The 26543-nt window shown below is 68.9% G+C and carries 25 protein-coding genes; 11 read left to right on the top strand and 14 right to left on the bottom strand.

What is annotated here, in order from left to right; translation table 11 throughout:
* Positions 1-8: 8 nt before the first annotated feature.
* A complete protein-coding gene (locus C5E41_RS05230) occupies positions 9-485 on the top strand; it encodes a DUF1772 domain-containing protein (protein WP_104374690.1) in 477 nt (158 codons plus the stop codon).
* 94 nt (positions 486-579) lie between these two features.
* Here C5E41_RS05230 and C5E41_RS05235 read toward each other — a convergent pair whose 3' ends face one another.
* The 4 genes from C5E41_RS05235 to C5E41_RS05250 all read right to left on the bottom strand — a co-directional run bounded on the left by C5E41_RS05235 (position 580) and on the right by C5E41_RS05250 (position 3134).
* Positions 580-1488, bottom strand: coding sequence for an anti-sigma factor family protein (locus C5E41_RS05235; protein ID WP_104374691.1), 909 nt, complete (start codon positions 1486-1488; stop codon positions 580-582).
* Positions 1485-2021, bottom strand: coding sequence for a sigma-70 family RNA polymerase sigma factor (locus tag C5E41_RS05240; RefSeq protein WP_104374855.1), 537 nt, complete (start codon positions 2019-2021; stop codon positions 1485-1487). The genes C5E41_RS05235 and C5E41_RS05240 overlap by 4 nt, the downstream gene beginning before the upstream one ends.
* Before the next feature lie 72 nt (positions 2022-2093).
* On the bottom strand, positions 2094-2717 hold the full coding sequence (locus C5E41_RS05245; RefSeq protein WP_081879338.1) for a YqgE/AlgH family protein: 624 nt from the start codon (positions 2715-2717) through the stop codon (positions 2094-2096).
* An 87-nt stretch (positions 2718-2804) separates the two neighbouring features.
* Positions 2805-3134, bottom strand: coding sequence for a GNAT family N-acetyltransferase (locus tag C5E41_RS05250; RefSeq protein WP_104374692.1), 330 nt, complete (start codon positions 3132-3134; stop codon positions 2805-2807).
* Between the two features lie 126 nt (positions 3135-3260).
* Here C5E41_RS05250 and C5E41_RS05255 point away from each other — a divergent pair, with 126 nt between their 5' ends.
* Both C5E41_RS05255 and C5E41_RS05260 read left to right on the top strand, forming a co-directional pair.
* A complete protein-coding gene (locus C5E41_RS05255; protein WP_104374693.1) occupies positions 3261-3485 on the top strand; it encodes an alpha/beta hydrolase in 225 nt (74 codons plus the stop codon).
* 149 nt (positions 3486-3634) lie between these two features.
* Positions 3635-4810: a glycerate kinase gene (locus C5E41_RS05260; protein WP_104374694.1), complete on the top strand. Its 1176-nt coding sequence runs from the start codon at positions 3635-3637 to the stop codon at positions 4808-4810.
* A 7-nt stretch (positions 4811-4817) separates the two neighbouring features.
* On the opposite strand, the gene C5E41_RS05265 is transcribed toward C5E41_RS05260, so the two are convergent.
* Positions 4818-5165 carry a winged helix-turn-helix transcriptional regulator gene (locus C5E41_RS05265; protein WP_104374695.1) on the bottom strand — a complete coding sequence of 116 codons (348 nt, stop codon included), beginning with the start codon at positions 5163-5165 and terminating at the stop codon, positions 4818-4820.
* A 92-nt stretch (positions 5166-5257) separates the two neighbouring features.
* On the opposite strand from C5E41_RS05265, the gene C5E41_RS05270 reads away from it, so the two are divergent.
* A complete protein-coding gene (locus C5E41_RS05270; protein WP_258080777.1) occupies positions 5258-6160 on the top strand; it encodes an NAD(P)-dependent oxidoreductase in 903 nt (300 codons plus the stop codon).
* An 8-nt stretch (positions 6161-6168) separates the two neighbouring features.
* Here the strand turns inward: C5E41_RS05270 and aroQ are convergent, their stop codons facing one another.
* Entirely contained in the window at positions 6169-6597 is a 429-nt protein-coding gene (aroQ, locus tag C5E41_RS05275) for a type II 3-dehydroquinate dehydratase (RefSeq protein WP_062966518.1), read from the bottom strand.
* Positions 6598-6616: 19 nt separating this feature from the next.
* The gene (locus C5E41_RS05280; RefSeq protein WP_104374697.1) at positions 6617-7201 is read right to left on the bottom strand and encodes a hypothetical protein; all 585 of its coding nucleotides are present in this window, start codon (positions 7199-7201) and stop codon (positions 6617-6619) included.
* A gap of 346 nt (positions 7202-7547) precedes the next feature.
* On the opposite strand from C5E41_RS05280, the gene C5E41_RS05285 reads away from it, so the two are divergent.
* Complete coding sequence (locus tag C5E41_RS05285) at positions 7548-9152, top strand: NTF2-like N-terminal transpeptidase domain-containing protein (protein ID WP_258080778.1); 1605 nt, start codon at positions 7548-7550, stop codon at positions 9150-9152.
* 13 nt (positions 9153-9165) lie between these two features.
* Here the strand turns inward: C5E41_RS05285 and C5E41_RS05290 are convergent, their stop codons facing one another.
* From C5E41_RS05290 to C5E41_RS05300, 3 genes are all read right to left on the bottom strand, one after another.
* Positions 9166-9576: a DUF3054 domain-containing protein gene (locus tag C5E41_RS05290; RefSeq protein ID WP_104374698.1), complete on the bottom strand. Its 411-nt coding sequence runs from the start codon at positions 9574-9576 to the stop codon at positions 9166-9168.
* Between the two features lie 48 nt (positions 9577-9624).
* Positions 9625-10797: a lysylphosphatidylglycerol synthase transmembrane domain-containing protein gene (locus C5E41_RS05295; RefSeq protein ID WP_104374699.1), complete on the bottom strand. Its 1173-nt coding sequence runs from the start codon at positions 10795-10797 to the stop codon at positions 9625-9627.
* Positions 10798-10869: 72 nt separating this feature from the next.
* Positions 10870-12345: an adenylate/guanylate cyclase domain-containing protein gene (locus C5E41_RS05300; protein WP_104374857.1), complete on the bottom strand. Its 1476-nt coding sequence runs from the start codon at positions 12343-12345 to the stop codon at positions 10870-10872.
* A 238-nt stretch (positions 12346-12583) separates the two neighbouring features.
* Here C5E41_RS05300 and C5E41_RS05305 point away from each other — a divergent pair, with 238 nt between their 5' ends.
* From C5E41_RS05305 to C5E41_RS05320, 4 genes are all read left to right on the top strand, one after another.
* A complete protein-coding gene (locus tag C5E41_RS05305; protein ID WP_219823097.1) occupies positions 12584-13828 on the top strand; it encodes an AI-2E family transporter in 1245 nt (414 codons plus the stop codon).
* A complete protein-coding gene (gene macS, locus C5E41_RS05310; RefSeq protein WP_104374858.1) occupies positions 13812-15008 on the top strand; it encodes a MacS family sensor histidine kinase in 1197 nt (398 codons plus the stop codon). Before C5E41_RS05305 ends, macS begins: the two co-directional genes overlap by 17 nt.
* Before the next feature lie 38 nt (positions 15009-15046).
* Positions 15047-15676 (top strand): response regulator, encoded by a 630-nt coding sequence (locus C5E41_RS05315; RefSeq protein ID WP_181063115.1) that lies wholly within the window; start codon positions 15047-15049, stop codon positions 15674-15676.
* Positions 15677-15786: 110 nt separating this feature from the next.
* Entirely contained in the window at positions 15787-16431 is a 645-nt protein-coding gene (locus tag C5E41_RS05320; RefSeq protein WP_104374701.1) for a DUF1707 SHOCT-like domain-containing protein, read from the top strand.
* 117 nt (positions 16432-16548) lie between these two features.
* Here the strand turns inward: C5E41_RS05320 and C5E41_RS05330 are convergent, their stop codons facing one another.
* From C5E41_RS05330 to C5E41_RS05345, 4 genes are all read right to left on the bottom strand, one after another.
* The gene (locus C5E41_RS05330) at positions 16549-20097 is read right to left on the bottom strand and encodes an MMPL family transporter (RefSeq protein ID WP_104374702.1); all 3549 of its coding nucleotides are present in this window, start codon (positions 20095-20097) and stop codon (positions 16549-16551) included.
* Positions 20097-20852 (bottom strand): NYN domain-containing protein, encoded by a 756-nt coding sequence (locus tag C5E41_RS05335; protein ID WP_062966523.1) that lies wholly within the window; start codon positions 20850-20852, stop codon positions 20097-20099. Before C5E41_RS05335 ends, C5E41_RS05330 begins: the two co-directional genes overlap by 1 nt.
* A 2-nt stretch (positions 20853-20854) precedes the next feature.
* The gene (trmB, locus tag C5E41_RS05340; RefSeq protein ID WP_104374859.1) at positions 20855-21595 is read right to left on the bottom strand and encodes a tRNA (guanosine(46)-N7)-methyltransferase TrmB; all 741 of its coding nucleotides are present in this window, start codon (positions 21593-21595) and stop codon (positions 20855-20857) included.
* Positions 21596-21895: 300 nt separating this feature from the next.
* Complete coding sequence (locus C5E41_RS05345; RefSeq protein ID WP_104374860.1) at positions 21896-23251, bottom strand: lipase family protein; 1356 nt, start codon at positions 23249-23251, stop codon at positions 21896-21898.
* 398 nt (positions 23252-23649) lie between these two features.
* On the opposite strand from C5E41_RS05345, the gene C5E41_RS05350 reads away from it, so the two are divergent.
* Together C5E41_RS05350 and C5E41_RS05355 are read left to right on the top strand one after the other, a co-directional pair.
* Entirely contained in the window at positions 23650-24792 is a 1143-nt protein-coding gene (locus C5E41_RS05350; protein ID WP_258080749.1) for a hypothetical protein, read from the top strand.
* Positions 24779-26380: a hypothetical protein gene (locus C5E41_RS05355; protein ID WP_258080750.1), complete on the top strand. Its 1602-nt coding sequence runs from the start codon at positions 24779-24781 to the stop codon at positions 26378-26380. The genes C5E41_RS05350 and C5E41_RS05355 overlap by 14 nt, the downstream gene beginning before the upstream one ends.
* Positions 26381-26543: the final 163 nt, after the last annotated feature.

Raw genomic sequence — 26543 nt, forward strand, 5'->3', positions numbered from 1 at the left:
GTCCTCCCATGCTGACCGCATTCGCGCAGGTACTGACCGTGCTGGCCGTTCTCGCCAACGCCATCGTCTACGGCACCGATATCGCCGCCACCCTCATCTTCCGGCCCGTCTATCGCAAACTCGACGACGCGACGATGACCGTCTCGGCCGGATGGGGGCACTACTACGGCGACCGGCGAATGCCCTTCGCCGGCGCCGGTGGTGTGATCGGCACCGTGCTCGCCGTCGTCATCGCGGCCGTGGCAGGAGCCACCGGTGCCGCGGTGGCGGCCGGGATCGCGTTGCTGGCGCTGCTGAGCTGGCTCGGTCTCTACGCGCGGATCGCCAAGCCGATCAACACCGCGCAGACGCAGGCGGCGCAGACCGGCGTCATCCCCGCCGATGCCCGCGCGCTGCAGGACAAGTGGGAGAGCATCCTGGGTTACCGGGTCGGCCTGCAGGCACTCGCCCTCGCCGCCCTGTGCACCACCCTCGTCCTGCTGTGACGCCGAGCCGCGGCGCAGAACGCGCCGTCGGCCCGCACGGCTTCGGGCGAAATCGGCGATCTCGATTCCCGGCGGATCGGCTGAGGGCGGCCGCTCACACCGTTCCGCGCAGGAACACCCGGTTGGTCGTGCTCGAACGTATTTCGACCGATCGGATCTTGTCCGCCGGGGCCGAGGTGATGCCGTCCGCGGTCACCGTCTGCCCAGGATGTGCCGACCATTGCGCCACCATCGACTGCGTGCCGTCGGTATGCACCACCCACAGCGCGCCGTCCCAGGTGTAATCGGTATCCGACGGCGCGTAGTTGCACGACATGTTCACGCGTGTACCGGAATTCAGCTGTGTGAGAGTGAAGTTCGCGGTGATCGGAGACGGGATCACCTGATCCATCTGTCGTTCCGTGACCACCTGCTCGGCGGTGGGCGGATTGTTGTGCTGGGTGTGCGCGACGGTGATCGGGATGGTGATGGCCACCGCGGCTGCGGCGGCGGCCACCGCACCGGCCAGGGCGAGCCACGGACCGCTGCGGCTGCGCTTGCGCTCGCGCGCCGCTGCCAGCGAGACGGGGGCCCGCTCCAGCTCGGTTCGCCGGGCTTCGGCGGGGGTCGCCGAAGTGCCCGCGGCCCCGCCGGGCTCGGTCGCGCCCGTCGCGGCGGACGGGCCGGCGCCGTGCGATTCGAAGGGCAGGAGCCCGGCGTCCTCGGTGGTGGCTTCGCTCGCGCGCACCCGGTTCAGCAGGGCGTCGAAGCCGGCGTCGCCGAAACGGCCGGCATGGTCTGCGGCGGACTCGTCCTCGATCAGCGAGAGAGCGACGTCACCGGGAATGTGGCCGAGCAGTCCCGGCAAGCCCGAAAGGTCCGCGACGGCCAGGCGGCACTCGAGGCATTCGGACAGATGCGCCTCGTATTCGAGCCGCTGGTCGGGGTCGAGGGCGCCGAGCACATACGGGGCATCCCAGGTCGCATAGTCGTCGTCGTGCGACGCGGTATCGGCCGATGTCATTTCGTCACCCCCATCTCCTGTAGGGCCGAACGCAACGCTCGCATCCCGTAGTGCATCCGGGATTTGACGGTGCCCTCGGGAATCGCCAATTCGTTCGCTATCTGGTGTGTCGACAGTCCGCGATAGTAGGCCCGCACGATCACCTCGCGGTGATCGGAGCTGAGCCGAGCCAGCGCGTCGGTGATCACCCAGCTGTCCACTGCGCGTTCCGCCTCGTCTGGAGCCGCCTGTTCGGGCGGCGTGTCGGTGCCGTACTCGCGCCGATGCCGCGCACTGCGGAATTCGTCGACGGCGAGATGCCGGGCCACGGTGAACAACCACGCTCGCGCCGAGGCCGTCGACTGGTCGAGGACCTGCGGCCGTTGCCAGGCCCGCAACAACGTCTCCTGCACGATGTCCTCGGCCCGTCCGGCATCGCCGACCAGGCTGTAGGTGTATCGCCACAGCGTCGGTGCGTGCTCGTCGTAGAGCACCCGCAACAAACGCGCCCGGGAGGGCGCCGCGTCGACGGGGGGGATCGCGGAGTCAGACATGGGCGCCGACGGGGTGTATCCGCCGCCTCGGTCGAGGCGAGCGTTGGGGAACCACACTCCGTGGATACGTAATCAATTGCGTTCTAGTTCGATGGGGTGTGTCGCCAGTAGCGACAGCGGCAGCGGCTGCCGTCGCAACACGTGCGCCCACAGATCGGTGCGTCCCGCCAACGGATCCGACGGCAACGCCGACAACACGATCCAGTCCCCGCGTTCCAGTTCGCCCTCCAGCTGACCGAAGGTCCACCCGGCATAGCCGGCGAAGATGCGGATGCCCTCGACCAGCGGTGCGATCGAATCGGGGTCGGAGTCCAGATCGAGCAGCGCCACGCGACCGTCCACGCGGCGCAGCCCGCGGATGCCCTCGATCGAGGCACCGACGCGGACAGTGGTCAGACACAGTGCCGAATCGCGCTTCACCGGCCCGCCCACGTACAGCGTGCGGGGTCCCGCCGCGAGATCGGCCCAGCGTGGTAGCACGTCCTGCACCGCCGTTTCGCTCGGGCGGTTCAGGACGACACCGAGACTGCCCGCATCGTTGTGTTCGACGATGTAGATCACGGTGCGCCGGAAAGTGGGCTCGACCAGCTCCGTTGCCGAGACCAGCAAGGTGCCGGGCCGCACCGCCTGTTCCTCGTACCGGGATTCACGTCTCGGGCGGTCGCCGTGTTCCTCTGCGCGTGCCACGCTAGTCATCATCGCACCGTCGCGGGGCGCGCGCTGTGTTTAGTGGCGCGTGATTCGCGGTTCGGCTCGAAGCGGCCACCCCGATGCGCCCGCCGGCTACTGCGGCAGGCCGAATCGTTCCCGCGCCCATTGCGGCACCGTCGCCAGATACCGCGGCCGGGATTCGACGAAGTGATGCACCATCGCGCACAGCGGCAGGATGCCGAAGCCCTGTTCCACGGTTCGGTCGAGCGCACCCTGCACCAGCAAGCGGCCGTAGCCCTGCCCCTCGTACTGCGGATAGATCTCGGTGTGCACGAAGGCGCGTTCGGAGGCGGTGTCCTGATAGGCGGCCACCCCGGCGTGCTGTCCGTCGACATACAGCTCGAATCGGTCGAGCTGTGGGTTGTCTCGAATCTCGGTGTTCTGCTGCGCACCCTGCGTCATTCGCTGAGCCTAGAGCGTGTCGATCACCGACGGTGCGCGGCTACGCCGACATCCTTGCCCGTGTCGGACGGTTCGAGTTGTCGCACCCGGCGCGGCTGGCGACAATGCAGGAGCTCGAGTGGTCGGATGCTCGATGCGACGACGGCCGTCGACCGGCCGGACGGGGCGACGGCGCGGATGCGACGACGGGGACTACCTGCGGCGGCCCTGCACGGAGATCTGATCACCGTCGACGGTGGCGACCACGGTACCTTCGGTCGCGGTAACACTCCGCTCGACGACGCCGTGGTGACGTACCTGCGTACCGGTCAGGTGGGGATCGATCACGTGGATCAGGCGCCCATGCCGTGAGTCCGGTACGCACCGCGACGGTTCGCGGCGCGGACGCCTCGGCAACCGAGCACGGCCGGCGGCTGGGGCGGACCGCGGTGCACCGCACGATCGGAGCGCGCGCAGTACCGTGAGCGTGTTCGACTGCTTGCCGACGGATTGGGGTTGCGATGGTGCGCGGGAGGCCCTGTCGGGTGGTGGTGGCGCCGGACAAATTCAAAGGGTCGCTGGCGGCGCCCGGGGTGGCGGCGGCGGTAGCGGCCGGTATCGCGCGAGTAGTGCCCGACGCCGAGATCCGGCAGGTGCCGGTGGCAGACGGTGGTGACGGCACAGTGGACGCGTTCGTGGCAGCGGGCTGGGAGCGAGTGTGGGTCGATACCGTCGGTCCGACAGCCGAGACAAGCGCGGGCAGCTATGCGGTACAGGCGAATACGGCGTTGATCGAATTGGCGGAGGCGGTCGGGCTCGTGAAGTTGCCGGCCGGTCGGCGGGCGCCGATGGAGGCGAGTACCTACGGACTCGGCGTGCTGATTCGGCACGCGCTGGACCACGGTTTCCGCGACATCGTCCTGGGGCTGGGCGGCAGCGCCTCGACCGACGGCGGCGCCGGCCTGCTGCAAGCCTTGGGGCTGCGCATCCTCGATGCGGACGGATGCGAGTTGCCCCGTGGTGCGGCAGCTCTCGTGAACGCTCACACCGTCGACTACTCCGGCCTGCATCCCGCGATCCGCGAGACCCAGTTCGTCCTCGCCAGCGATGTCGACAACCCGCTGCTCGGACCACACGGCGCCGCAGCGGTTTTCGCGCCACAGAAAGGTGCTTCGCCACAGCAGTGCGAAGAACTCGAACTCGCCCTGACCCGATGGGCATGTGTGGTCGAGCGCAGCGCCGGCACGTACACCGGAGCCCCGGCGGCGGGTGGGCAGGACGCACCGCGCTACGCCGAGCGCCCCGGGGCGGGTGCGGCGGGCGGAACCGGATTCGGAACCATGGCGGTGCTCGGGGCACGGCCGCGGTCCGGGATCGAGGTGATCCTCGAGTTGATCGATTTCGCCGATCAGCTGCATGGCGCACAGCTGGTGGTAACCGGAGAGGGCGCGCTGGACGAACAGACGCTACGCGGGAAGGCGCCCGCCGGAGTCGCGGCGGCGGCTGGTGCCGCGGGCGTGCCGGTCGTCGCCGTCGCCGGGCGCTGCACCCTGAGCTCGAAGCAACTCCGGGCCGCCGGACTGGCCCGCTGCTATCGCCTCACCGACCTCGAATCGGACCCGGCGCGTTCCATCGCCCACGCCGCGGATCTGCTCGAAGATCTCGGCGCCGGCATCGCCACCGATTACCTGCGCTGACCCGCCCTCACGCCGACGCGGTGTCGAGCAGTCCGTCGCGACGCCGTTCGCCCCACTGCTCGAGCGGGCGCAGGGCCGCGGCCAATTCGATTCCCGATGGAGTGAGCGAGTATTCCACTCGCGGAGGGATTTCGGGGAACACCTCGCGGCGGACCACGCCGTGGGATTCCAGATGGCGGAGATTCTCGGTGAGCACTTTCTCGCTCACCCCGGGCAGCAGGGCACGGATGCGGCCGAAACGCTGCGGGCCCTCGCCCAAGACCCACATCAGGTGGAGTTTCCACTTGCCGCCGACCACATCGATGGCCACCGACATCCCGCATACCGAGTGAGCTGTGTCACTTTCGTTCGCCATCCCGGCCTCCTGACCATTTTTCGAACTTCGAGGTAAGCAACCGCACGTCGACGTGCGTTATTGCCCCGGACGCGGATCCCGGTGACGATCGAATCCGGCGCCGATCGGAAGAACTTCGAAACAGCAAGGAGTACACCATGTCCGAACGTTCCTCCGTCACGGTGATCGGGCTGGGCCCAATGGGCCGGGCGATCGTGCGCGTACTGCTGGCCGCGGGCACCGAGGTGACGGTCTGGAATCGCAGCGCCGACAAAGCCGAGGCGATGGCGGAACTGGGCGCCCGTCGCGCCGAGTCGGTGGCCGACGCGCTCGAGTGCAACGAGGTGATCATCCTGAGCCTCACCGACTACGCCGCCATGTACGACGTCCTGGGCCGGGCTCCGGAACGGGTGCGGGACAAGGTGATCGTGAACCTGTCCTCCGATTCCCCCGAGCGCACCCGCGCGGGCGCCCGATGGGTGCGCTCGCACGGGGCGCGGTTCCTGTCCGGTGGGTTCATGTCGGCCGGCGACAACATCACCCATCCGGCGTCCTATATCTTCTACAGCGGTCCGCGCGAGGTCTTCGACGCATATGCCGACCTGCTGTGCCCGCTCAGCCCACCGGAGTACCTCGGGGCCGACGACGGGCTGGCGCAGTTGTTCTACCAGGCTCTGCTCACGCTGTTCCACCCCTGGCTGATCGGCTACAACCAGGCCCTGGCCGTGGTCGAGCGCGCCGGCCACGACGTCGACCGCTTTCTGCCCTTCGCGCAGCGCTCCGCCGAGGCGTTCCCCTTCTTCATGGCCGAATACGCCACCGCCGCGAAGTCCGGCGGCTGGGGTGATGACGCCGCCGCCCGAATGATGGTGGCGGGCGCGACCCACGTCGTCGAGACCAGCGCGGAGGTGGGTGTGGACGCCACGCTGTCGCGTACCGTGCGGCAGTTGTGGGAGAAGGTGGTCGCCGCCGGCGCCGGAGTGCCGATGTACCGGCTACTGCGCGACGGAGCCTGAGCGAAAGATCAACGGGTGCAGAGAAATTCGATCGCCGCCGCATAGCCCCGGATCCCCATCCCGGCGATCACCGCGGTGGCGATCGGCGAAATGTAGGAGTGGTGCCGGAATTCCTCGCGTGCGTGCACATTCGAGATGTGCACCTCCACGATCGGCACCTCGGGAATCACCAGGGCGTCGCGCAGGGCGACCGAGGTGTGGGTCAGGCCGCCGGGATTGATCACGATCCCGGCTTCCACCCCGCGCGCGGCGTGGATCCGATCGATCAGCGCCCCTTCGGAATTGGACTGATAGGCGGTGATCTCGCGATCGAAGCGGGCGGCGGTCTCCCGGCATAGCTCGACCACGTCGTCGAGGGTGTCCGAGCCGTAGACCTCGGGCTGGCGGGTGCCGAGCATATTCAGATTCGGGCCGTTGAGCACGAGAATCGGTGCCATGACCGGTACCCTAGCTCGGTCACAGGCCGCGCGGCCCCTCGGCTCGCAGGTCGTCCACCTTGCGCATCGCCGACCGCAGTTCCGCCAACCACTCCTCGGCGTGCTTACCGGCCAATTTCACCGTCCAGGCGAGCGCATCGGCGCGAGAGCGGGCGACCCCGGCGTCGACGAGCGTATCGAGCACCTTGCGTTCGGGCTGGCGCAGCCGCGTCATCACCGGCACCGAGAGATGGGTGAACAGGGTGCGTTCCCCGTTGACCGAGACGCCCCAGGCGACATTGCGGCCATAGCGCGCCTGGGCTTCCTGGGCGATCTGCATGCGCGCCGGCCGGGTCGATTCGCGGAAGCGGGCGATCAGGCCGTCCACCGTCGCGGGTGACGGCTCGGATCCGGCTTCCTCGTCCCCGCTCGATTCGGGTGCCGGCAGCGTCAGTTCCCCGATCACCACGATCTCGTCGCGGTCGATCTCGATGGTCGCGGGACCGCTGAACCACTCGCTGGGCAACCTTCCGGCGAACCAGTCCGGAGCGTCGGCGGCGTCCGGAAGGTCCGCTTGTTGCCAGCCGCCGGGCCGCCCGAATCCACGTCCGTGTCCGTGTCTCATGATGTTTCCTCACTGCCGAAGTATCTATGTAACTGTGATTACAAGATTACGCCGCATGACGGCGTGCGGGTTTCGCCGTTGGCGGAAAGGGGAAGCTCCGAACACGTTCGCCGATTTCGCCGACCGGCTGCAACGGTTGTCGGTGATCGGGCACTATTGTGGTCGCTGAGCATGGAAGATGCGGTCGGTGCCTAGGTGGGACCGCGGGCAACTCCTTCGGGTACCGTTGGTCTTGTTGCTGGAGTGACAAGAGTGAAGAGTGGGCGACATGGATGTGTGGGGATCCCGCCGCTTTCGCGTTCGGGGCGCAGTGGCACTGGCCGCAATTGCTGCCGTAGCGATCGTGATGGGGTCGTGCGATTTTCACAGCACGCCGAGTGGACCCGAAGCGGTCGTCGAGCATTTCACCCAGCTAATGGACGATCGTGATGCTGCCGGCGCCGCCGCACTGACCTCGTACCCCTCCGGTGCCGAGAGCACTTTGAAGTCCATGTTCGACGGCCTCCAGCCTGGTAAGCCCGATTACAAGCTGGTTCAGTTCATCAGCCTCGACGCCGATTCGGCGATGTTCAATATGAAGGCCGCCTGGAACTTCGGGCCGGGTAAGGACTGGAGCTACGACCTGCAGGGCAATATCCGCAAGCTGGCTATCGGCTGGCGGATTTCCTGGGACCCGACGGTCGTCATGCCGCAACTGGATAACAAGCGGTCGGTGAAGCTGGTCCGCACCGAGGCGACGCCGGCGCCGAAGGTCAACGACAACGACGGCCAGCCGCTGCTGACCCAGCAGACCATCAACGTCATCAAGGTGGATCCCACCAAGACGGGTGATCCGGTCGGCACCACCAATGCCCTGGCCGATGCCATCGCGCCGGTCGCGCCGCTGATCACCGGCGCCTCGCTGATGCAGCAGCTGGCGGGCTCGCAGGGCAAGCCGATCACCGCGGTGAGCCTGCGCGAGGATGATTTCGCGATTCTCGAGCCTCGGATGGCCTCGATTCCGGGCGTGGTGATGGAGAAGCAGCCGAAGCTGATCGTCGCCGACCGGCGGGTGTGGTCGCCCATGACCGATGCGCTGCAGAAGGTGTGGCAGGAGAACCGGGATCAGCACGCCGGCTGGGGTGTGCAGCTGTTCGAGCCCGACGGCCGGATGGTCACCCAGCTGGCCGGGTATCAGGGCCCGCCCGGGCCGGACATCGCCTCCACGATGGACCAGAAGTTGCAGCGTGCGGCCGAGGACGCCGTGGTCAGTGTCGGTACGGCGGCCTCGATCGTGGCGATTCAGCCCTCCACGGGTGCCGTGGTCGCGGCGGCCCAGAACAACTACGCCAGCGCCCAGGGCGCACCCGCCTTCACCGCCACCTATCCGGTCGGCGGTGCGATGGATCTGTTCAAGGCGGTCGCCTCGATCGTGAAGAAGAAGGCGCCGCAGGACGTTTCGGTGCAGGACGCGGCCGAGGCGGCGGCCATGCTGGGCGTCGGCATCGGGTTCAAGGTGCCCGGACTCGACGAGACCACGGGCCGGCTGCCGATCGGTGGTCGCGGCGTCGAGCAGGTCAAACAGGGCACCAACGATCCGATTCTGGCAAGCCCGTTCGGGATGGCGATCGCCGCGGCCACGATCGCGCGCGGATCGGTGGCTCCGCCGATGATCGAGATCGGGCGGCCCGGCACCACCGAGGCCAAGCTGGAACCGTTGCCCGGCGACGTGGTCGACAAGCTGCGCGGCATGCTGCGCGACGCGACCGGAAGTCCGCAGGAGGTGACGGTCGCCCGCTATGCCGGGGTCACCGCATTCACCGCGAACGCCGGCTCGGGCGGATGGCTGCTGGCCAATGCCGGTGACCTGGCCTTCGCCATCCACATCGACGATATCGACAGCGGTGACGCCACCTCCCGGATGGCCGCGCGGATGCTGCAGTCGCTCGCCACGCCGGACGACAACAAGTAGCGGTCGGCGGTCGTCAGTTCACGGATGCGCCGGTGACGCGAATGCGCCGGGCGGCGAGAATCCACACCGCGCGCCAGCCCAGCAGGAAGACCGCGAGGACGGTCGCCGCAACGATGACGAAGCTGACCGCGGTGACCTGACCGCTGATCACTCGCAGCACCATGCCGCCGATCAGCGTCGACAACCACACCGCCACGCCGGTCGGCCAGACCGCCGATCCGTCGAATCGCGCGAGCGCGGCGGACAGTCGCCCGCGGCCGGCAATCGCCAGAGCAATCACCCAGCCGATCAGCAGACCGGCGCCGAACGGCCAGACCGTGCGCAGCAGACCCGCCGCCACGGCCTCGTCGTGGCTGCGCCGGCCGATCGCGCAGAACACGATCACCAGCACGACATCGATCAGCAGTGGCAGCCATTTCCTCACGGTCGCCAGGGTAGTGACAGCGATGCGGCAGCCGGATCCCGGGACCGCTCAGGGCTGAGGTTCGCCGTCGGGCTCGGCCGGTCCGGGTGAATCGCCCTCCCGCAGGGACCGCTTCCTGCCGCCGTCGGCGCGGCGGGGTTCGGCGAGCAGGGCCGAGCGCTGTTCGAATTCCTCCTCGAACTGCGCGTCACCGAGCTGCGGATTGCGGAAGCGGAAGGCGAAGACGATCCAGCCGATGATCGCGACGAGAACGAAACTCACCATGCGGTAGACGAAGGCGGCGGCCACCGCCTGGGCCGCCGGCAGTCCCGCGGCGGCGGTGAGACTGTAGATCAGGGTGGCATCGACGTAGACGATGCCACCGGGGGCGAACGGAATGGTGCCGACGGCCTTGCCCACGCTGAAGGCGATCAGCAGGCCCGCCCAGCGGGGATCGGCGCCGACCGCGTAGCAGGCCGCACCCAGGCAGGTCACATCGCCGAGGCGATGCACGAACGCCCAGAACGCGACCCACGCGGCATCCCGCCGGTTCACATCCACCGATTCCAGCTGTCGCAGCATCTCGTCGACGTGCGCCAGACCGGCATCGGCCGGATGCCGCCGGATCCGGTTGACCATCCGCACTCCGCGGCGCACCAGCGCCTGCAGCGCGCCGGGGTTGCCGGAGATGTATTTGCCCGCCCACACCAGCAGCCCCACCGCGCCCAGCGTGAGTGCCAGCTTCCACGGACCGATGCGATTGCCGACCAGCAGCGCGCCGCCCACACCGAGCAGCAGCATGCCGCTCGTCGCGACGACGCCCGACATCAGCAGCTGCCAGGACGCGACGATCGGACTCGCACCCCAGCGGCGGGTCTGGCGATAGGTGAAGGCGGTGGAGAACACCTGGCCGGCGGGCAGTGACACCGACATCGCGGTGGCTCCGTAGACGACCGATACCGAGGCGCGCTGCGAGACGTCGACCCCGCCGGCGCGCAGCAGGCGCTTCTGGATGCGGCCGAATCCGCTCATCGACAACGCCTGCATCCAGACGCACAGGGCGACCCAGCCCCAGTGGATCTCCGTGAGGTTGCGCCAGGAATCGTGCAGGCGCGGCCACAGGTATACGCCCTCGGCGATCAGCAACGCCGACAGGGCAACGCCGAGGACCCATTTCAACCAGCGGAATCTGCGCCGCGCGGGCCGCGCCGGTTCGTCGCCGGGTTCAGCGTGGGCCGTCACGACGCCCAGCCTAGTGGGGTCGGGCCCTAAGGCGGCAGCGGACGCGTGCGTTACCACGAAGGCGGCAGCGGCTCAGCCCAGAGCCTTCGGCCACGCGAGTCGGGTCTTGCGGCGGCGACCGCGCAATTGCACCTCATCGCCGGAGATCCATTGCTTCTGTTCGTCGTCGTCGGCGAAGTACAGGGCGCTGCCCGAGGCCAGGACGCGGCCCGGATGTTCCTTCGCCAATTCCGTGAGGCGCGAGGCCTCGTTCACCGGATCGCCGATCACCGTGTACTCGAAGCGATTCGCGGCGCCGATGTTGCCGGCGACGGCGAGGCCGGCCGAGACACCGATGCCGATATCCAGGCCTTGTACCTCGCGCAGCGCCTCGCGCAGATCGCGGGCCGCGGCCAGCGCGGCGGTCGGCGCGTCCGGACGGTCCAGTGGCGCACCGAAGATCGCCAGTGCCGCATCGCCGACGAACTTGTTGATCAGGCCGTTGTGCCGGTCGACCACATCGACCACCACCCGGAAGAATTCGTTGAGCAGGCTGACCACCTCGGTGGGCGACCGCTCGGCGGCGGTGGCGGTCGAGCCGACCATATCGACGAACAGCACGGCCACGAACCGGGTTTCACCACCCAGTTCGGTGCCGTACTCGAGCGCGCGGCGGGCCACTTCCTCGCCGACGTGCTGGCCGAACAGTTCCTGCAGTTCGCGGCGCTGCGCGGCCTCTTCCATCATGCGGTTGAAACCGACTTGCAGCAGCCCGATCTCACTGCCGTCGAAGACCTCGACCTGTACATCGCGCGCTCCCGCCTGCACCCGGTCGATCGCCTGGGAGAGCTGTCGCACCGGGTCGGAGATGCTCGACGCGGTGAGCATCGACAGCGCCAGCGCCTGCATGATCACGACCCCGCACAACAGCAGGATCGAGATGGCCAGCGACTGCGCCGAGAAGTGCACCCGCGAGGTGATCTGGGTGACGCACAGCAGCACGATCGCGATGGTCGGCGCGAATGTGCCCATACCCCACGTCATCGCCATCCGCGTGCCGACGCCGGGGGTGAGGGTGTGATCGAAGGTGCCGGTGGTCAGCGCGTGCGCGGCGACCGGGCGCAGGATCCGTTCACCCAGCATGTAGGTGAAGCCGAACACGATGGTGGCGGCCATACATTCGGTGACGATCACCGCACCGGCGAGCTCGGGTGTTTCCACGATGATCCGCGCGGCCAGGACAGCACCGCCCACCAGCCACAACAGCAGGTGCAGGATGGACTGCCGCAGCGGCGCGTGCAAGGCGGCCATCTGTTCCTGGCGACTGGGCGGACCGCCGCGCATCTGCCAGCGCATCACCGGTCGCAGCATCAGCGCCGAGGCGGTGACGCTCAGGAATCCGCCGATGGAGAAGACCAGAACCGGAAGCAGCAGACCGGCGCGCCGCAGTCCGTTCGGTGTGCCCTCGGGCGCGGGCAGCCCGTACTGAATGAACGCGTAGACCAGGACCGCACCGAAGGCATTGGCCGCCAGCATCGATGCGAGGTACAGCGGCCAGCGCGTTCGCATGGTCTGTTTGACCGCTTCCAAAGGCGCTGACACGATGACTAATCTAGCGGGGAGCGTCGTAGGTCACCGGATTCGGGCGGAGCGGACACGTGCCGGTTGCGTCCCCGGCCGATAGGCTCGCGGCGTGAGTGGGGACAGCAAGACCTCCGGGAATCCGGCCGAGCCTGCCCCGGCGGGCGCCGCATCGGCGGCTTCGAGCCGTAGCACACCCGGGCGCGAGCGCAGCGCGGCCGACTCGGTGCATCCACTGGTGCGTCAAGGCGCCGAATGGTGCTGGCGATTGTTGATCATCCTGGTGGCGGTGCTGGCGGTCGCCTACCTCGCGCACAAGCTGACCACGGTCGTTTTTCCGGTCGCGATCGCCCTGCTCGCGGCGGCGCTGCTCTCGCCACTGGTGGATCTGCTGCAACGCCTCGGAATGCCGCGCGGCATCGGCGTATTCGTGGCCCTGGTCGGCTCGCTAGGTCTGCTGGCGGGGATCTTCACCTTCGTCATCGAGCAATTCATCACCGGTGTGCCGCAGCTGACCGATGAATTCAAGACCAGCATCCATACCGTGCAGGACTGGCTGATCAACGGTCCGCTGCATCTGAGCAACGACCAGATCCGCAACGGTGGCAATACGATCATCAAAACCCTGGAGGCCAATCAGGATTCCCTGACCAGCGGCGCCCTGACCACGGCCGCCGCGATCGGCGAATTCCTGACCGGCGCGTTCCTGACGCTGTTCATCCTGATCTTCTTCCTCTACGGCGGCGACCAGATCTGGAACTTCGTGACCCGGGTCGTGCCCACCCCGCAACGTGAACGGGTGCGCACGGCCGGGCGGCTCGGCTTCGGCACGCTGATCGGATTCGTGCGCGCCACGGTCGTGGTGGCGGCCGTCGACGCCATCGGCATCGGCGCCGGGCTGGCGATTCTGAGTGTGCCGCTGGCTCTTCCGCTGGCATCACTGGTGTTCATCGGCGCCTTCGTTCCGATCGTCGGCTCCCTGCTCGCCGGTTTCATCGCGGTCTTCCTGGCCTTGATGACGAAGGGTTTCGTCACCGCGCTGATCGTGCTCGGCATCACGGTGGCGGTGATGCAGCTGGAAGGCCATGTGCTGCAGCCGTTGTTGCTGGGTCGCGCGGTGAGCATCCATCCGCTGGCGGTGGTTCTGGCGATCACGGCCGGTGTGGTGCTGGCCGGTATCGCGGGCGGTCTGCTGGCGGTGCCGTTCGTCGCGGTGATGAACACCGCGATCCGTTCGTTGCTGGTCGGCAGCCCGGAAGAGCTGTATCAGGAACTCAATACCGGGGAACCGCGGGAGCCGATGTTCCACGCCGATCCCGACCGGCCCGAGCCGGATCGCTGCCGCCGGGCCGAATCGCGGTCCGATGCGGGCGGTGATGATGCGGGCGGTGATGATGCGGGCGGCGGTGATGCGGGCGGCGGTGATGCGGGCGGCGGTGATGCGGGCGGCGGTGATGCGGGCGCGCGCTGAGTCCGCGGGCGCTACGCCGCCCGCCGACTCGACCGCGCCGGGACCGAGGGGCGCGACCGCGCCGCTGTGGCGGGCGGCGCAGGTATTTCGCCTGGTCACGATGCTTTACGCGGTGGGCCAGCAATTCGCCTCGGTCTCGTCGTATGAGCGACAGCCGCTGAGTTGGGTGCTGATCGGGATGCTGGTGCTCTGGTCGGTCGTCTCGGCGCTGTGGTTGTCGCGCTGGTCGGTCACCGGATGGGAGCGGCGGGCGGTGGTGATCGGCGATCTGGCGGTCGCCGTCGGGTTGATGGCGGCGACCCGGCTGGTCGCCGACTATCCCTGGTACCACGGGCATCAGACCGTGCCGACCACGCTGTGGGTGGCGAATGCGGTGATGTCGGCCGCGATCGAGTGGGGTGCGCTCGGCGGCGTGCTCGCGGGGCTGGCGATTTCTGTGGTGAGCACCGTGGTACGCGAACAGTGGGAACTGGATCTGTGGTCGGATGCGACCGCGCCCGTGCTGGTTTCGGTCGGGCTGGCCATCGGGCTGGCGGCCGCGACGGCGCGGCGCGCGCAGGGGCAACTCGAGCAGGCGATGCGGTTGTCCGCCGCCACCGCCGAGCGCGAACGACTCGCCCGCGAAGTGCACGACGGGGTTCTGCAGGTCCTCGCGTACATCAGTCGCCGCGGTAGTGAAATAGGCGGACGCACAGCCGAATTGGCGGATCGAGCCCGCGAACAGGAAGTCGCGCTCCGGGTACTGATCTCCGAACAGGGCAGGAACGGTTCGGCTCTCGGCGCCCGCGCGGACCTGCGTACCCTGCTGACGGCCTTCGCCGCACCGTCGATCTCCGTCTCCGCGCCCGGTGAGTCGGTGACGATCGGCGGATGGACCGCCCGGGAGATCGCCGCCGCCGTCGGTGCCGCGCTGTCCAATACCGCGCTGCACGCCGGTGCCGAGGCGAAAGCCTTTGTGCTGCTGGAGGATATGGGCGATGCAGTGGTGGTCAGCGTGCGCGACGACGGGCCGGGGATCGCGCAGGGCCGGCTGCCGGCCGCGGCCGCCGAGGGGCGGATGGGCGTCTCCCATTCAATCGTCGGACGCATCGAGGCGCTGGGCGGCACCGCCGAACTGCTCGACACCGCCGACGGCACCGAATGGGAATTTCGGATTCCACGGGACGGGGAGCAACGATGAGTGCATCGGAAGACAGTGGAGCAGAAGATGTTTCGGTGATGGTGGTCGATGACCATCCGATGTGGCGCGACGGCGTGTCCCGCGATCTCACCGAGGCCGGTTTCCGGGTGGTGGCCACGGCGGACGGTGCCGGCACGGCGGCGCGCCGGGCCGCCGCGGTCCGACCGGACGTCGTCCTGATGGATATGCAACTGCCCGACGGCAGTGGAGCCCACGCCACCGCGGAGGTGCTCCGTTTCTCGCCGCGCAGCCGGGTGCTGGTGCTCTCGGCCTCGGACGAACGCGGTGATGTGCTGGAGGCCATCAAGGCCGGGGCGACCGGCTACCTGGTCAAGAGCGCGTCGGCGGCCGAGCTGATCGACGCGGTGCGGGCGACGGCCGCGGGCCAGGCGGTGTTCACGCCCGGCCTGGCCGGTGTGGTGCTCGGCGAATTCCGTCGCATCGCCGGGGCGGGGGCCGGTAAGAGCGCCGAGCGCCCGGTCCTCACCGACCGCGAAACCGAGGTGTTGCGGCTGGTGGCGAAGGGATTGTCGGCGAAACAGATCGCGACCAGGCTGAGCGTCAGCCATCGCACGGTGGAGAACCACGTGCAGGCGACGCTGCGCAAACTGCAGCTCGGCAACCGGGTCGAACTCACCCGGTACGCCATCGAGCAGGGCCTCGAATAGGGGCCGGATCAGGGATTGCCCTGATGTGCTGCGGCCGCGGCGTCGGTAGCCTCGGGAACATGGGTGGTGAGACCGTTTCCGCCCCGGGGTCCGCGGGAACCGGGGGAGCCGTGGGCGACCGCGACCTGCGAGTATCGGATGCCGAACGCGAACATGTCGGTACCCTGCTGCAGCGCGCGGTCGGGCTGGGCATGTTGTCCCTGGGCGAGTTCAGTGAGCGGATGGATACCGCGCTGGCGGCCAAGACGCGCGGCGAACTCAACGCCGTCCTGATCGACCTGCCCGGGATTCGCCTTGCGGGACAACCGAATCCCGCCCAGCCGACCGCCTCGCCCGGATCGGCTCAGACGTGGCGGTGGGGTGCCCCCGCTGGACGCACCGAGCCCGAAACCGCCATTCGTCCGCGGCTGTCCGGCGTCACCCGCAAGGGACCGTGGCAGGTGCCGCCCTCGCTGTACGTCAACAGCTATCTGTCCGGCGTCACCCTGGATTTCACCCAGGCCGTGATGTCGACCCAGGTGGCCGAGATCCGGGTCGACGATTTCTGCAGCTCGCTGACCATGATCCTGCCCGGTGAGGCGACCGTCGATCTGAACGGCGTGGAGCTGATCGGCTCCAGCGCCAACAACAAGGTGCGTACCGGCCCGCCGATCGGACCGCTGCACATCGTCGTGCACGGGCGCAGCCGGTTCAGCTCGATCACCGCGAAGCATCCGTTCGGCGTGCAGTGGAAGAAGCTGATGTCGGGGTTCTGATCCCTCCTCGAAGACCACACCGCGCTCGCGCAGGGCGGCCACGGTGCTCTCGAAAGAACCATCGGCCGCCCCGGCCGACGCGAACAGGCAGAACACCCCCCGGCCCGCGACAGGCGATCAGTCGCGGTTCTGGCGGCGCAGCAGTTCGTTGACGCTCACCGTGCGGCCGCTGGTGCGGTGCTTACCCTCGTCATCGGGTTCGGCCGGTTCCGGCTCGGGGCGACGACGGGACGAGCGCAGGTCGGCCATCCACTGTTCGATGTTGTTGCGGTTGTCGTCACCCGGTGCGACGGGGTGGTCGGCCGGATTTCCGGACGCATCGGATTCGGGCGCGGCCGTCGGACCTCCGGTTTCACCAGTGCCGGTCGAGCCCGAACCATGCGGCGTCGTCGAGCCGAGGTCGCCGCCTAGGGAACCCGGAGCCGGTGCGTCGTGGCCGCCGGCCGGTGGCCGGTTTCCCGGATTCGCCGGCTCGTGCAACTCCTGGGTCGCCTCCGTGTCGTTCGGCTCCCGGGGCACGCCGGGAGGCACGCTGCCGGGCCCGGATTCCGTTGTCCGCGTGGGCGAATGCCGCATGCCGCCGGGCGGGATCCGCCGCGGCGGCTGCACGATCGGAGGGCGTCCGTCGGGGGCTCCCCGCTGCGAGCGATCGGGACCCGCGGGAGCGGCGGGCGATCCGCTGTGGCCGGGCCGACCGGCGTCCGGTGTCTGCCCCGGGTGGTACGGCGGCGCGTCCGGACGGTAGAGCTGGGCGCGGACCGACGGATGCGGCGGCACCTTCGACGGTCTCGGCGGCAGCACCCGCGGCGTGGTGCCGACCGGAGCCGTCGGCGGCACGGAATCGGTGGCATCGGGAGCGGTGTCCGGCGCGGGCACCGTCCGGGGCGGCATACCGGGGCGGACAACCTGGGGCGGCCGCACCATGCCACGGTTCGGCGCGGACGAGGCGGCGGGCAGGGCCTGATTGCCGGTGCCGTCCGAGGCGTCGGCATCGCCTTCCCCGGACGAGGCATTGCCCGAATCGGCCGACGGCGCATCTGCGCCGGAGTCCGACCGGCGGAGGCCGAACCGCTTGCGCTTCGGGGACTTTTCCGATTTCTCGGCCTTCCCCTGCTTCTCGGCCTTCCCCTGCTTCTCCGGCGCAGACGAATCGGCTTGCGCTGACCCGGCCTCCGAGTGAGCGACGGCTTCCGCTCGCGATTCCGTCGACTCTCCGGCGTTCGCCGTGGGCCCCGCGATCCGCGACGCCGTCGACTCGGAGCCCTCGGACCGGGACGCCTCGGGGCTCTTGGCGCGAGTCGCGCGCGTAGACGCGCCGGCCGCGGCCGGATCAATGCGATCCAACTGCTCGGTCGGCGCTTCCGGGTCGACGCGCAGGAATTTCAACCGCCGCGGCTTGCGCGGGCCTTTCGGTGTCCCGTCGGGCAGCTGCGGCAGCTGCATGGTCACCGGATCGGTCACTGGCGTGGTCTTGACCAGGTCGACGACCTCGCCGGTGCCGGGACGTTCGTCGTCGAGGATGGGTTCGCCCAGGCCGATGCGCTGCTGAATGCGCTTCATCCAGGCCGGGGCCCACCAGCAGTCGTCGCCCAGCAGTTTCATGGTCGCGGGAACGAGCAGCATGCGCAGCACGGTGGCGTCGATGAACAGCGCGGCCATCATGCCGTAGGCGATGTACTGCATCATCACCAGATCGGAGAAGGCGAACGCGCCGACCACCACGAGCAGGATCAGCGCCGCCGCGGTGATGATGCGACCGGTCTGCGCGGTTCCGGTGCGCACCGATTCGGTGGTACTCGCGCCCTGGGCGCGCGCCTCCACCATGCGCGAGAGCAGGAAGACCTCGTAGTCGGTGGACAGGCCGTAGATCACCGCCATGATCAACACCAGCACCGGCGACATGATCGGCTGCGGCGTGAAATTGAGCAGTCCGGCGCCGTGGCCGTCGACGAAGATCCAGGTCAGAATGCCGAGCGTGGAGCCCAGCCCCAGCGCGCTCATCAATGCCGCCTTGATCGGCAGCACCAGCGAGCCGAAGGTCAAGAACATCAGCAGCGTTGTCACGAAGACGACCAGCACGATCATCAGCGGCATGCGATCCAGCAGCGAATCGATACTGTCCTGCATCAGCACCGGCTGGCCGCCGACCATCAGATCCACATCGCCGGGCACGCTGATCGAGCGCAGATAGGCGATCGTGTCCTCGACGTTCGCGTCCGGCGCCATCGTCGCCTCGGACACCCAGACATCGGAGCCGTTCGGCGGAATGCCCGGCGTGCCGAACGGGTCGGTGAGTCCGGGGGCGCCACTGGCCTCGTCCAGGATGGCCTTGATCTCGCCGGTGTTCTGCGTGGTGATGACCAGCTGGATCGGGTCGGTCTGGCGCAGCGGGAAGATCTCGTCGAACTTCTCCTGCGCCATGCGGGTCGGATTGTCCGGCGGCAGATAGGTTTCGCTGATACCGCCGAACTTCAGGTTCTTCACCGGGATGATCAGCAGCAGCAGGATGATGCACAGCGGCACCGCCACCTTCAGCGGATGCTTCATCACCCACTGTGTGGTGCGGCCCCAGAGACCGTTCTCGACCTCTTCGGCGGTCTTGGTCTTGCGGAACCGCTTGAATCCCAGCGCGTCGACGCGCGGTCCGAGGATCGACAGCAGCGCGGGCAGGATGGTGAGCGAGGCCAGCGCGGCCAGCAGCACGGTCGCGATGGTGCCGTAGGCGACCGATTTCAGGAAGCCCTGCGGGAACAGCAGCATGCCGGCGCTGGCGGCGATGATCATGGTCGCCGAGAAGGCGACCGTGCGGCCGGCGGTCATCACCGATCGGCGTACGGCCTGGCGGGTGGTGTAGCCCTCGGCCAGCTCCTCGCGGAACCGGCTGACTATGAACAAGCCGTAGTCGATCGCCAAACCCAGACCGATCATCGACACCACGGCCCCGACGAACGAGTTCACCTCGGTGACATGCGTGATCGCCATGACGATGCCGTTGGCGCCGAGGACGGTGAGACCGCCGATGATCAGCGGCAGGGCCGCGGCGACGATACCGCCGAAGATGAAGAACAGCAGGATCGCGACGGCCGGAATGGCCAGCATCTCCATGCGCTTCTGGTCGGAGGCGATGGTGTCGTTCAGCGTGCCCGCGACCGGTTGCATGCCCGCCAGCTGGACATCCACGCCCGGGATGTAGAAGGCGTTCTTGACCGCGCGGTAGTTGTTCATCGTGGTCGTGTCGTCGTCACCTTTGATGGCGACCGACGCGAACGCGTATTTCTTGTCCTTGCTCCCGGTGACCGAGGCGCTCCAATCGCCGGTCTCGGTCTGCCAGTACGCGACGTTGACTTTGCTGATCTGGTCCGGATGGTCCCTGGGCAGGCTGTTGAGATTGTCGGTGATCTTGCGCCCGAACTCCGGATCGTCGATGGTCTTACCGTCCGGCGCGGTGTAGAGCACGATCACATCGGACATGTGATCGCGGCCGTAGACCTCGTCCTTGAGCACCGCGGCCTGCGAGGACTCCGCACCGGGGTCGAACCAGCCGCTGGAGCTCAGATGGTTTTCCAGACCGAACCCGTACGCCCCCAGGGCGAGAAGTGCGGCCACCGCTACACCCAGCACGGTGTAGCGGAACCTGTGGACCAGCTCGCCCCAGCGGGTGAACACTAAGCGACTCCTTGAGCGGGGCGGGAGGTGAGCAGCGCGGACAGCGGCCGGAAGGGCTGCAGCCAGGCTCCCTCGTCGGGCAGCGAGTCGAGGCTGACCCGGGGCAGCGGTTCACGGAACACACCCGGGATGTCCTCGAGGTCGACGAAGTCGAGGATATCGGACGTAACCGCCCAACTCGCGTGCTCGCGGAATCCGAGCACCTGGACCGGAACCCCGGTGGCCGCGACCTCCTCGAGCGGTTCGCGGAAGGCCTGACCGTCCGCGGAGGCCACCATGATCCCCGCGAGACCGGCTCCGCCGCGGCGTAACTGGATATGTGCCAGCATGTCGCTGTCGACGTCGGAGTCCTCGTCGATCTTCGGTTTGGCGAAGACCGCGTAGCCGACGTTGCGCAGCGCCTCGACCCACGGACGCACGACATCGGCGGTCCCCGGGGCGATATTGGTGAAGACGGTGGCCTCGGGTTCGATGCGCTGTGTACTGCCGGCGGACAACTCGGCGGTACGCGCCAGCAGCCAGCGGCCGAGTGCGTCGAAGCGCGGCCGGTAGGCCGCGGTGGGACGGCCGCCGAGGATGGCGCCCAGGCCCATATCCAGGTTCGGCGCGTCCCACACCAGCAGCACCCGCCGCACACCGGCGGGCTCGGCGACCGGTGTCGCGGGGGTCGCCGCGCCGGCGACGACGTCCGATTCGTCGCCGCGCACTGTTCCGGCAACCTCGTCGGCCGGCTGGGCCATCTCCCTGAGACTCATATCTAGATCTTCCCCCAAATGAACTCGGTGATGGCGCTTCCGGCTCGATGCGCCTTGCTCTCGAACTTCGTCACCGGGCGTTCGAGGCCGATCACCGTATCGGTTCCGGGGTTGTTCGCATTGCCGCCGGTGGCCTCGTTCAGGCCTACGAGGTGCGGTTCTCCCGCGCCCACCTCGGCGATATGTTCGGCGTAGCCGGCGTGGTCGGTGGCTACGTGCAAAATTCCGCCGCGCTGCAGCCGGCTGGCGATCAGGGTCATCGTCGCGGGCTGCAGCAGCCGGCGCTTGTGGTGGCGAGCCTTCGGCCAAGGGTCCGGAAAGAAGACGCGTACGCCAGCTAGCGAATCCTTGGCAATCATGTGCTCGAGGACGTCGACCGCATCGCCGCGCAGGAGCCGGATGTTGTCGATGCCGTCCCGCTCGACCCGCTGCACGAGCTGGGCGAGGCCGGGCTTGTACACCTCGATGCCGATCAGGTCGAACTGCGGCTCGGCCTGGGCCATCGCCGCGGTCGCGGTCCCCGTGCCACAGCCGATCTCGATGATCAGCGGTGCGGTCCGGCCGAACCAGGCGGCGGCGTCGAGCGGCTCGTCGCTCACCTCGCGGCCGATGCGCGGCCACATCCGCTCCCAGGATTGCTGTTGGGTCGCGGTCAACGCGCCACGGCGCGAGCGGAAGCTGGTTACCCGCGGGTAGAGGCGCGAGGGCTCCCGCTCAGGAGTGGGGCCTTCGTGGTTACGCAAGCTGCCGCCTCCGGCCCCGTCGCTACCAGCTGTTTCTTCGCGCTGTTCGCGGGGGCCTTCGTGGTTACGCAAGCTGCCGCCTCCGGCCCCGTCGCTACCAGCTGTTTCTTCGCGCTGTTCGCGGGGGCCTTCGTGGTTACGCAAGCTGCCGCCTCCGGCCCCGTCGCTACCAGCGGTGTCGTTCGCGGCGTCGTTCACGGCGTCCATTGTCCAGTATTCGATGATCAGGGCCGCAATCGACCGCGTCGAGGAGGGAAATCCCGGGTCAGAAGTGCTGCCGAGGTGGGCGCGGGGCCGGCGTCAGGCGGCAAGCGGCTGTGTCTGCGGCAGCTCCGGTTCGCTCTGCCTGCCCAGCGGCAGGCCCAGGATCATCCGGCCCGCGGTGCCGGCCATCTCGAACAGTCCGCGCCAGCGCGAGGGGGACGCCACCACCGACCAGACGGTCCGGGTGGCGGTGTCGGCATCGGCGACCGGGCGACCGGCGATGCGGTCGGCCAGCCAGTCCAGGCTCAGCGGCGTGGCCAGCGGTAACAAGGTGAAATGGTCGCTCAGCCGGTCGCGCAGGTAGCCGACGGCGGCACCGCCCGCGCGATAGCGCTCGACCTGCGCATCGATACACGAGACGTCGATGATGCGATCGTGCAGCGGCTGGATCACCAGAATCGGGCAGTGCGGGGTGTGCTTCCCGAGCCGCATATCGTCGAACATGTCCCACATCGCGGGGGTGCTCAGTACCTCTTCCAGCGGGTGATCGAGGTATTTGCCGAAGTCGTGGCCGGCGAGCCGAGCCAGCGCCACGATCGGTGGCAGCTGAGCCGCGCGTTCCAGCAGGCATTCCCCGGCGCTGGTGATGTGCTTGTCGAGTACGTCCTCGAGCGCCGGATACACCTGGCGCAGCGCCGAGATCACGATGGCGGGGAAACCGGCGTACCGGCCGCCGTTCAGCCGGATGAACACCTCACCCGGATCGCCGACCGGTGCGCCCAGTACCGCACCGGCGATGGTCAGTTCGGGCGCGTAGATGGGAGCCATCTCGACCAGCCAGGAGCCGGCCATCCCGCCACCGGAGTAGCCCCAGACCACGACGGGGGTGTCGGTGCTCAGCCCCAGCGGACGGAAGTGCATCGCGGCGCGAATGCCGTCGAGCGAGCGGTAGCCCGGTTCCCGGGGCGCGCCGAAACGGCCGTCCGGTCCCTCGTGATCGGCGATGCTGACCGCCCAGCCGCGCCGCAGTGCGTTGGCGACGAGCAGCAGTTCGAGCTGCGTGATCGATCCGGGGACGACGGCCCCGCGGCGGAGGGCATAGGAGGGGGCGCATCGCTCGGTGACGGCGTCGATCGCCGATTCGAAGGCCAGCAACGGGCGGCGTTCGGCCGGATCGGCATCGGCGGGCAGCAGCACCGTGGTCACCGCGACCTCGGCGTCACCGTGCAGATCGTTGCTGCGGTACAGCAGCTGCCACGCCGTCACCCGCTGCGGAATCAGGCCCAGCAGCGCGATCTGCACGGGCCGGCTGCGCAAGACGGTTCCGGGTGCGTGCGCGGCCGCGTCGGCGGGTGCGCGATAGAAGGGGTCCTGCGACGGCGGCAACGGCCGTTCGTTCTTCGTCGCGACGGCGGCGCCGTCGTTACCGATGACGTCCACGCTGACGCTCATCGCAACCTCCTTCGGATCCACGGGCCGGCGCACAGGCGCACGGCCGACCAGGGTCCACACCGCCGAGGCCGCGCACCGGCGGTGCCGCCGGCGGCTTCAGCGTAGGTGATCGAATCCGTGACCCGTTATTTCACCACTGTCGAATTGTGCTGTGCCACAAGCACAACCACCGTTTCACCGGAAAGATTCCCAATTCCGCGCCAATTGCCGCTCATCTGCGGTAATCGTCGAGCCGCAGGACATCGTCGCCGGTCACGGGCTCGGACAAGCGGTTTCATGTGATCGATTACACATCGCTGTGGGGCGCAACGACGGTCGGGCGTGCCGGTGAAAATCCGGTCGGTGCCGACAACCGCCGTGCCTTCTGACAGAATTTGCCGCCGGAAGGGGGATCATCCGTGTCGAGAGCCACTGCAACCAGCGCTTCGCCGGGCTTCGTGAACGATCACGGCGGGCCCGCACCGGAACTCGAGCAACTCATCGCCACAGTGCGCGTCGGCGCCGGGTCCGCACCGGGCATCGCCGATCAGCTGGCGAGCGCGGCCGTGGCCTTCCGGCGGCCGCTGCGGATTCAGGTGACCGGCCGGGCCGGTGCCGGAAAAACGACGTTGTTGCGGGCGTTGGCCCTGATGTCGGCGGAGGAGACCGCGCCGGTGGATCAGCCGGGCGTGCCGAATCCGCTGCTCGACGCCGATCTCGTCGTCTATGTGCTGGCGGGTTCGCTGCAGGCCGCCGATCGCCGCGTCCTCGAATCCTTGCGGCCCGAGACCACGATCGTCGTACTCAACAAGGCCGATGCCGTGGGCTCGCGCTGGGGCGATGCGGTGGTGGCCGCCGACCAGGCGGCCCATGTGCTGGGTGCTCCGGTGGCGCCGATGGTCGCCGAACTGGCCGTCCGCACCCGCGCCGGCACACCGAGCGACGACGATCTGCGCACGCTGCGCCGCCATGCGGCCGGTGGCAGCGCGGCGCTCACGCTCTCCCCGGAACTGTTCGTCGACCAATCGGCCGGGCCCGATGTGGCCGATCGCCGGGCGCTGCTGGAGCGCTGGGGCCTGCACGGGGTGAGCTGTGCCCTGGTCGCACTGCGTCACGAACCGGAGTTGGGACCGCAGCAGTTGCTGCAGCTGCTGCATGCCGTGAGCGGGATCGATCCGGTGCACGCGCGCCTGCACCAGCGCTACGAGCAGATCGCGGCCTTGCGCGGCGGCGATCTGCTCGACGATCTGGCTCGCATCGCTGCCCGCGCGATCCCGCAGGGTGACCGTGGGCGCGCCCGCGACCTGATCGAGGATTACCTGGCCGGTGACGAAGCGCTGTGGACCGCGCTGCAGGCCGGACTGGCTCGCCCGGAGGTCCGTCATCTCGCGGCCGGATATCCGTCCGCGACGCCGACGGACGCCGACGACGCGCTGGTTCGCGCGCAACGCTGGCGCGCGGTGGCCGCCAGCGATATGCCGGCCGCGGCCCGCCGCGCCGCGATCCGGCTGCACAACGGATATATGCGGATGTGGGAGCGGATGAGTAGTGCCGGACTGTGAGGTACCCGGAGCGCCGGCCGAGCTGAACGGTCGGCGGGCGGGCGGCCTGGATCCCGAGGTGCTGGCCGTCGTCGAGCGATGGAATCCACAGGGCGGCGCGCTGCTGCGCGCGGTTCCGGCCGCGCCGGGCCCGAATCCCGCCGCGCCGAACGGAGTCACGGCGGCACATGCGGAACTCAGTGCGGCACAACTCGTTTCGGTCACCGTCATCGGTACGGACGACGCCAACACCACCCTGCTGCGCACCGAACTGGCCCGTTTCGAACCGCGCGTGGCACTCACCGATCCGGTCACCGACCCGGCAACCCTGGTCGCAGCCACCGATTTCGGCCCCGGCAGCGGCCCGCCGGTGGCGCTGGTGCTGGTGGACCCCGGCGCCGCCATGGGTGCCGCACTGCTCGATCCGGTCGCCCGCTTGCAGGCGGTGGGAACGCGAATCCTGTTCGCCATGAACGGCATTCACGCCCATCCCGACTGGCGCACGATACTGGATCGCGATACCGCCATGCTCGCCCAGGCGCTCGGCACCGAGCCCGAGATCCTTCCGGTCTCGGCGCGCCTGGCCGTGGCCGCGCGCGGCAACGGCGACGCCGCGCTGCTGGACCGCTCCGGCCTGGCCGCCCTGCACGCCAAGCTCAGCGCCGCTGTCGGGGCCCGGGTCCGCCCCGACGAACTGGCCGGAGTCACCGCTCGGGTGCTCGCCGACACCCGCGCCCGGGTGCTGAGCCAGATCGAGGCGCTGCGCTCGGGCAGCGCGGTCGCCGCCCTGCGCGCCGAACGTACCGCCGCGCTGGCCGGGCGCGACGGTGGGCGCGCCCAGGCCCTGGCCACCCTGCGCAATCGGCTGCAGTTGGCCCGGGTCGATCTGACGCACGAGGTCGGCGCTCGCGTCCGCACCGTGAACGCCACCGCCCGTGCCGATGTGGACCGGCTCGACCGCCGCTCGGTGCGCGGTTATCCCGAGCTGCTGCAGGCGGCGGTGAATCAGGCCACCGCCGAACTCGACGGCGTGGTCCGCCATCGCCTCGCCGAACTCGCCCGCCAGATCGAGGCCGTGGCGGGTTCGGAACCACAGCCCACGCTCGCCGCACCGCCGACCGATCCCGCACCCCGGGTCGGCTCCGATCCGGAGGGCCGCCATCGCGGTGTCGAGGATCAGCTGATGATCGCCCTGGGCGCGTCGGCGGGTTTCGGCCTCGGCCGGTTGATCGTTGCGCCGTTGTCGCTGGTGCCGGCGTTGGATTACGCGACCGTGCCGATCACCCTGGCACTCGGCGCGGGCGTGGCGTGGTGGGTGGTGCGGGCCCGGGGACATCTGGCCGATCGGGCACATCTGCGGCAATGGGTGACCGATGTGCTGGTCAATGTGAAGGCCCAGCTGGAGCAGCGGGTGGCGACGGCCCTGGTGGAGGCCGAGTCCGAACTAACCGAGCGGGTGGTGCGCGCGAGCACCGCCCGCATGGTCGAGGCCGATCGCCGGGTCGCGGAGCTGGAGGGGCAACTGCGCCGCATGGCCGCCGAACAGCCTGGTCGAGTGGCCGCCTGCGAACGCGATCTGGCGATCCTTCAGGCCGCGGTCGCCGGGTGATTCGGCCCCGGGCGCGGTTTGCTCACTCCGCACAGCGGCGGGCCCGCCGAGGTGGGAAGGTTTCGACCGGGTCCCGAGTGAGCAACCCCATTCCGTACCGACCGTCACATCGCGTTAACCTCTTTACTTAAGGAATCCGGGTGTCCGTCTCGTTCTCGTACGC

Origin of the sequence: Nocardia nova (assembly GCF_002933465.1) — a bacterium.
In the GTDB taxonomy this organism is placed as follows: Bacteria; Actinomycetota; Actinomycetes; order Mycobacteriales; family Mycobacteriaceae; genus Nocardia; species Nocardia nova_B.

Bases quoted from the DNA above. Each gene is read 5' to 3' on its own strand.
- C5E41_RS05230 (WP_104374690.1), top strand. From the start codon at position 9: ATGCTGACCGCATTCGCGCAGGTACTGACCGTGCTGGCCGTTCTCGCC.
- C5E41_RS05235 (WP_104374691.1), bottom strand. From the start codon at position 1,488: ATGACATCGGCCGATACCGCGTCGCACGACGACGACTATGCGACCTGG.
- C5E41_RS05240 (WP_104374855.1), bottom strand. From the start codon at position 2,021: ATGTCTGACTCCGCGATCCCCCCCGTCGACGCGGCGCCCTCCCGGGCG.
- C5E41_RS05245 (WP_081879338.1), bottom strand. From the start codon at position 2,717: ATGACTAGCGTGGCACGCGCAGAGGAACACGGCGACCGCCCGAGACGT.
- C5E41_RS05250 (WP_104374692.1), bottom strand. From the start codon at position 3,134: ATGACGCAGGGTGCGCAGCAGAACACCGAGATTCGAGACAACCCACAG.
- C5E41_RS05255 (WP_104374693.1), top strand. From the start codon at position 3,261: ATGCTCGATGCGACGACGGCCGTCGACCGGCCGGACGGGGCGACGGCG.
- C5E41_RS05260 (WP_104374694.1), top strand. From the start codon at position 3,635: ATGGTGCGCGGGAGGCCCTGTCGGGTGGTGGTGGCGCCGGACAAATTC.
- C5E41_RS05265 (WP_104374695.1), bottom strand. From the start codon at position 5,165: ATGGCGAACGAAAGTGACACAGCTCACTCGGTATGCGGGATGTCGGTG.
- aroQ (WP_062966518.1), bottom strand. From the start codon at position 6,597: ATGGCACCGATTCTCGTGCTCAACGGCCCGAATCTGAATATGCTCGGC.
- C5E41_RS05280 (WP_104374697.1), bottom strand. From the start codon at position 7,201: ATGAGACACGGACACGGACGTGGATTCGGGCGGCCCGGCGGCTGGCAA.
- C5E41_RS05285 (WP_258080778.1), top strand. From the start codon at position 7,548: ATGGGGTCGTGCGATTTTCACAGCACGCCGAGTGGACCCGAAGCGGTC.
- C5E41_RS05300 (WP_104374857.1), bottom strand. From the start codon at position 12,345: ATGCGAACGCGCTGGCCGCTGTACCTCGCATCGATGCTGGCGGCCAAT.
- macS (WP_104374858.1), top strand. From the start codon at position 13,812: ATGCGGGCGCGCGCTGAGTCCGCGGGCGCTACGCCGCCCGCCGACTCG.
- C5E41_RS05315 (WP_181063115.1), top strand. From the start codon at position 15,047: ATGGTGGTCGATGACCATCCGATGTGGCGCGACGGCGTGTCCCGCGAT.
- C5E41_RS05335 (WP_062966523.1), bottom strand. From the start codon at position 20,852: ATGAGTCTCAGGGAGATGGCCCAGCCGGCCGACGAGGTTGCCGGAACA.
- C5E41_RS05345 (WP_104374860.1), bottom strand. From the start codon at position 23,251: ATGAGCGTCAGCGTGGACGTCATCGGTAACGACGGCGCCGCCGTCGCG.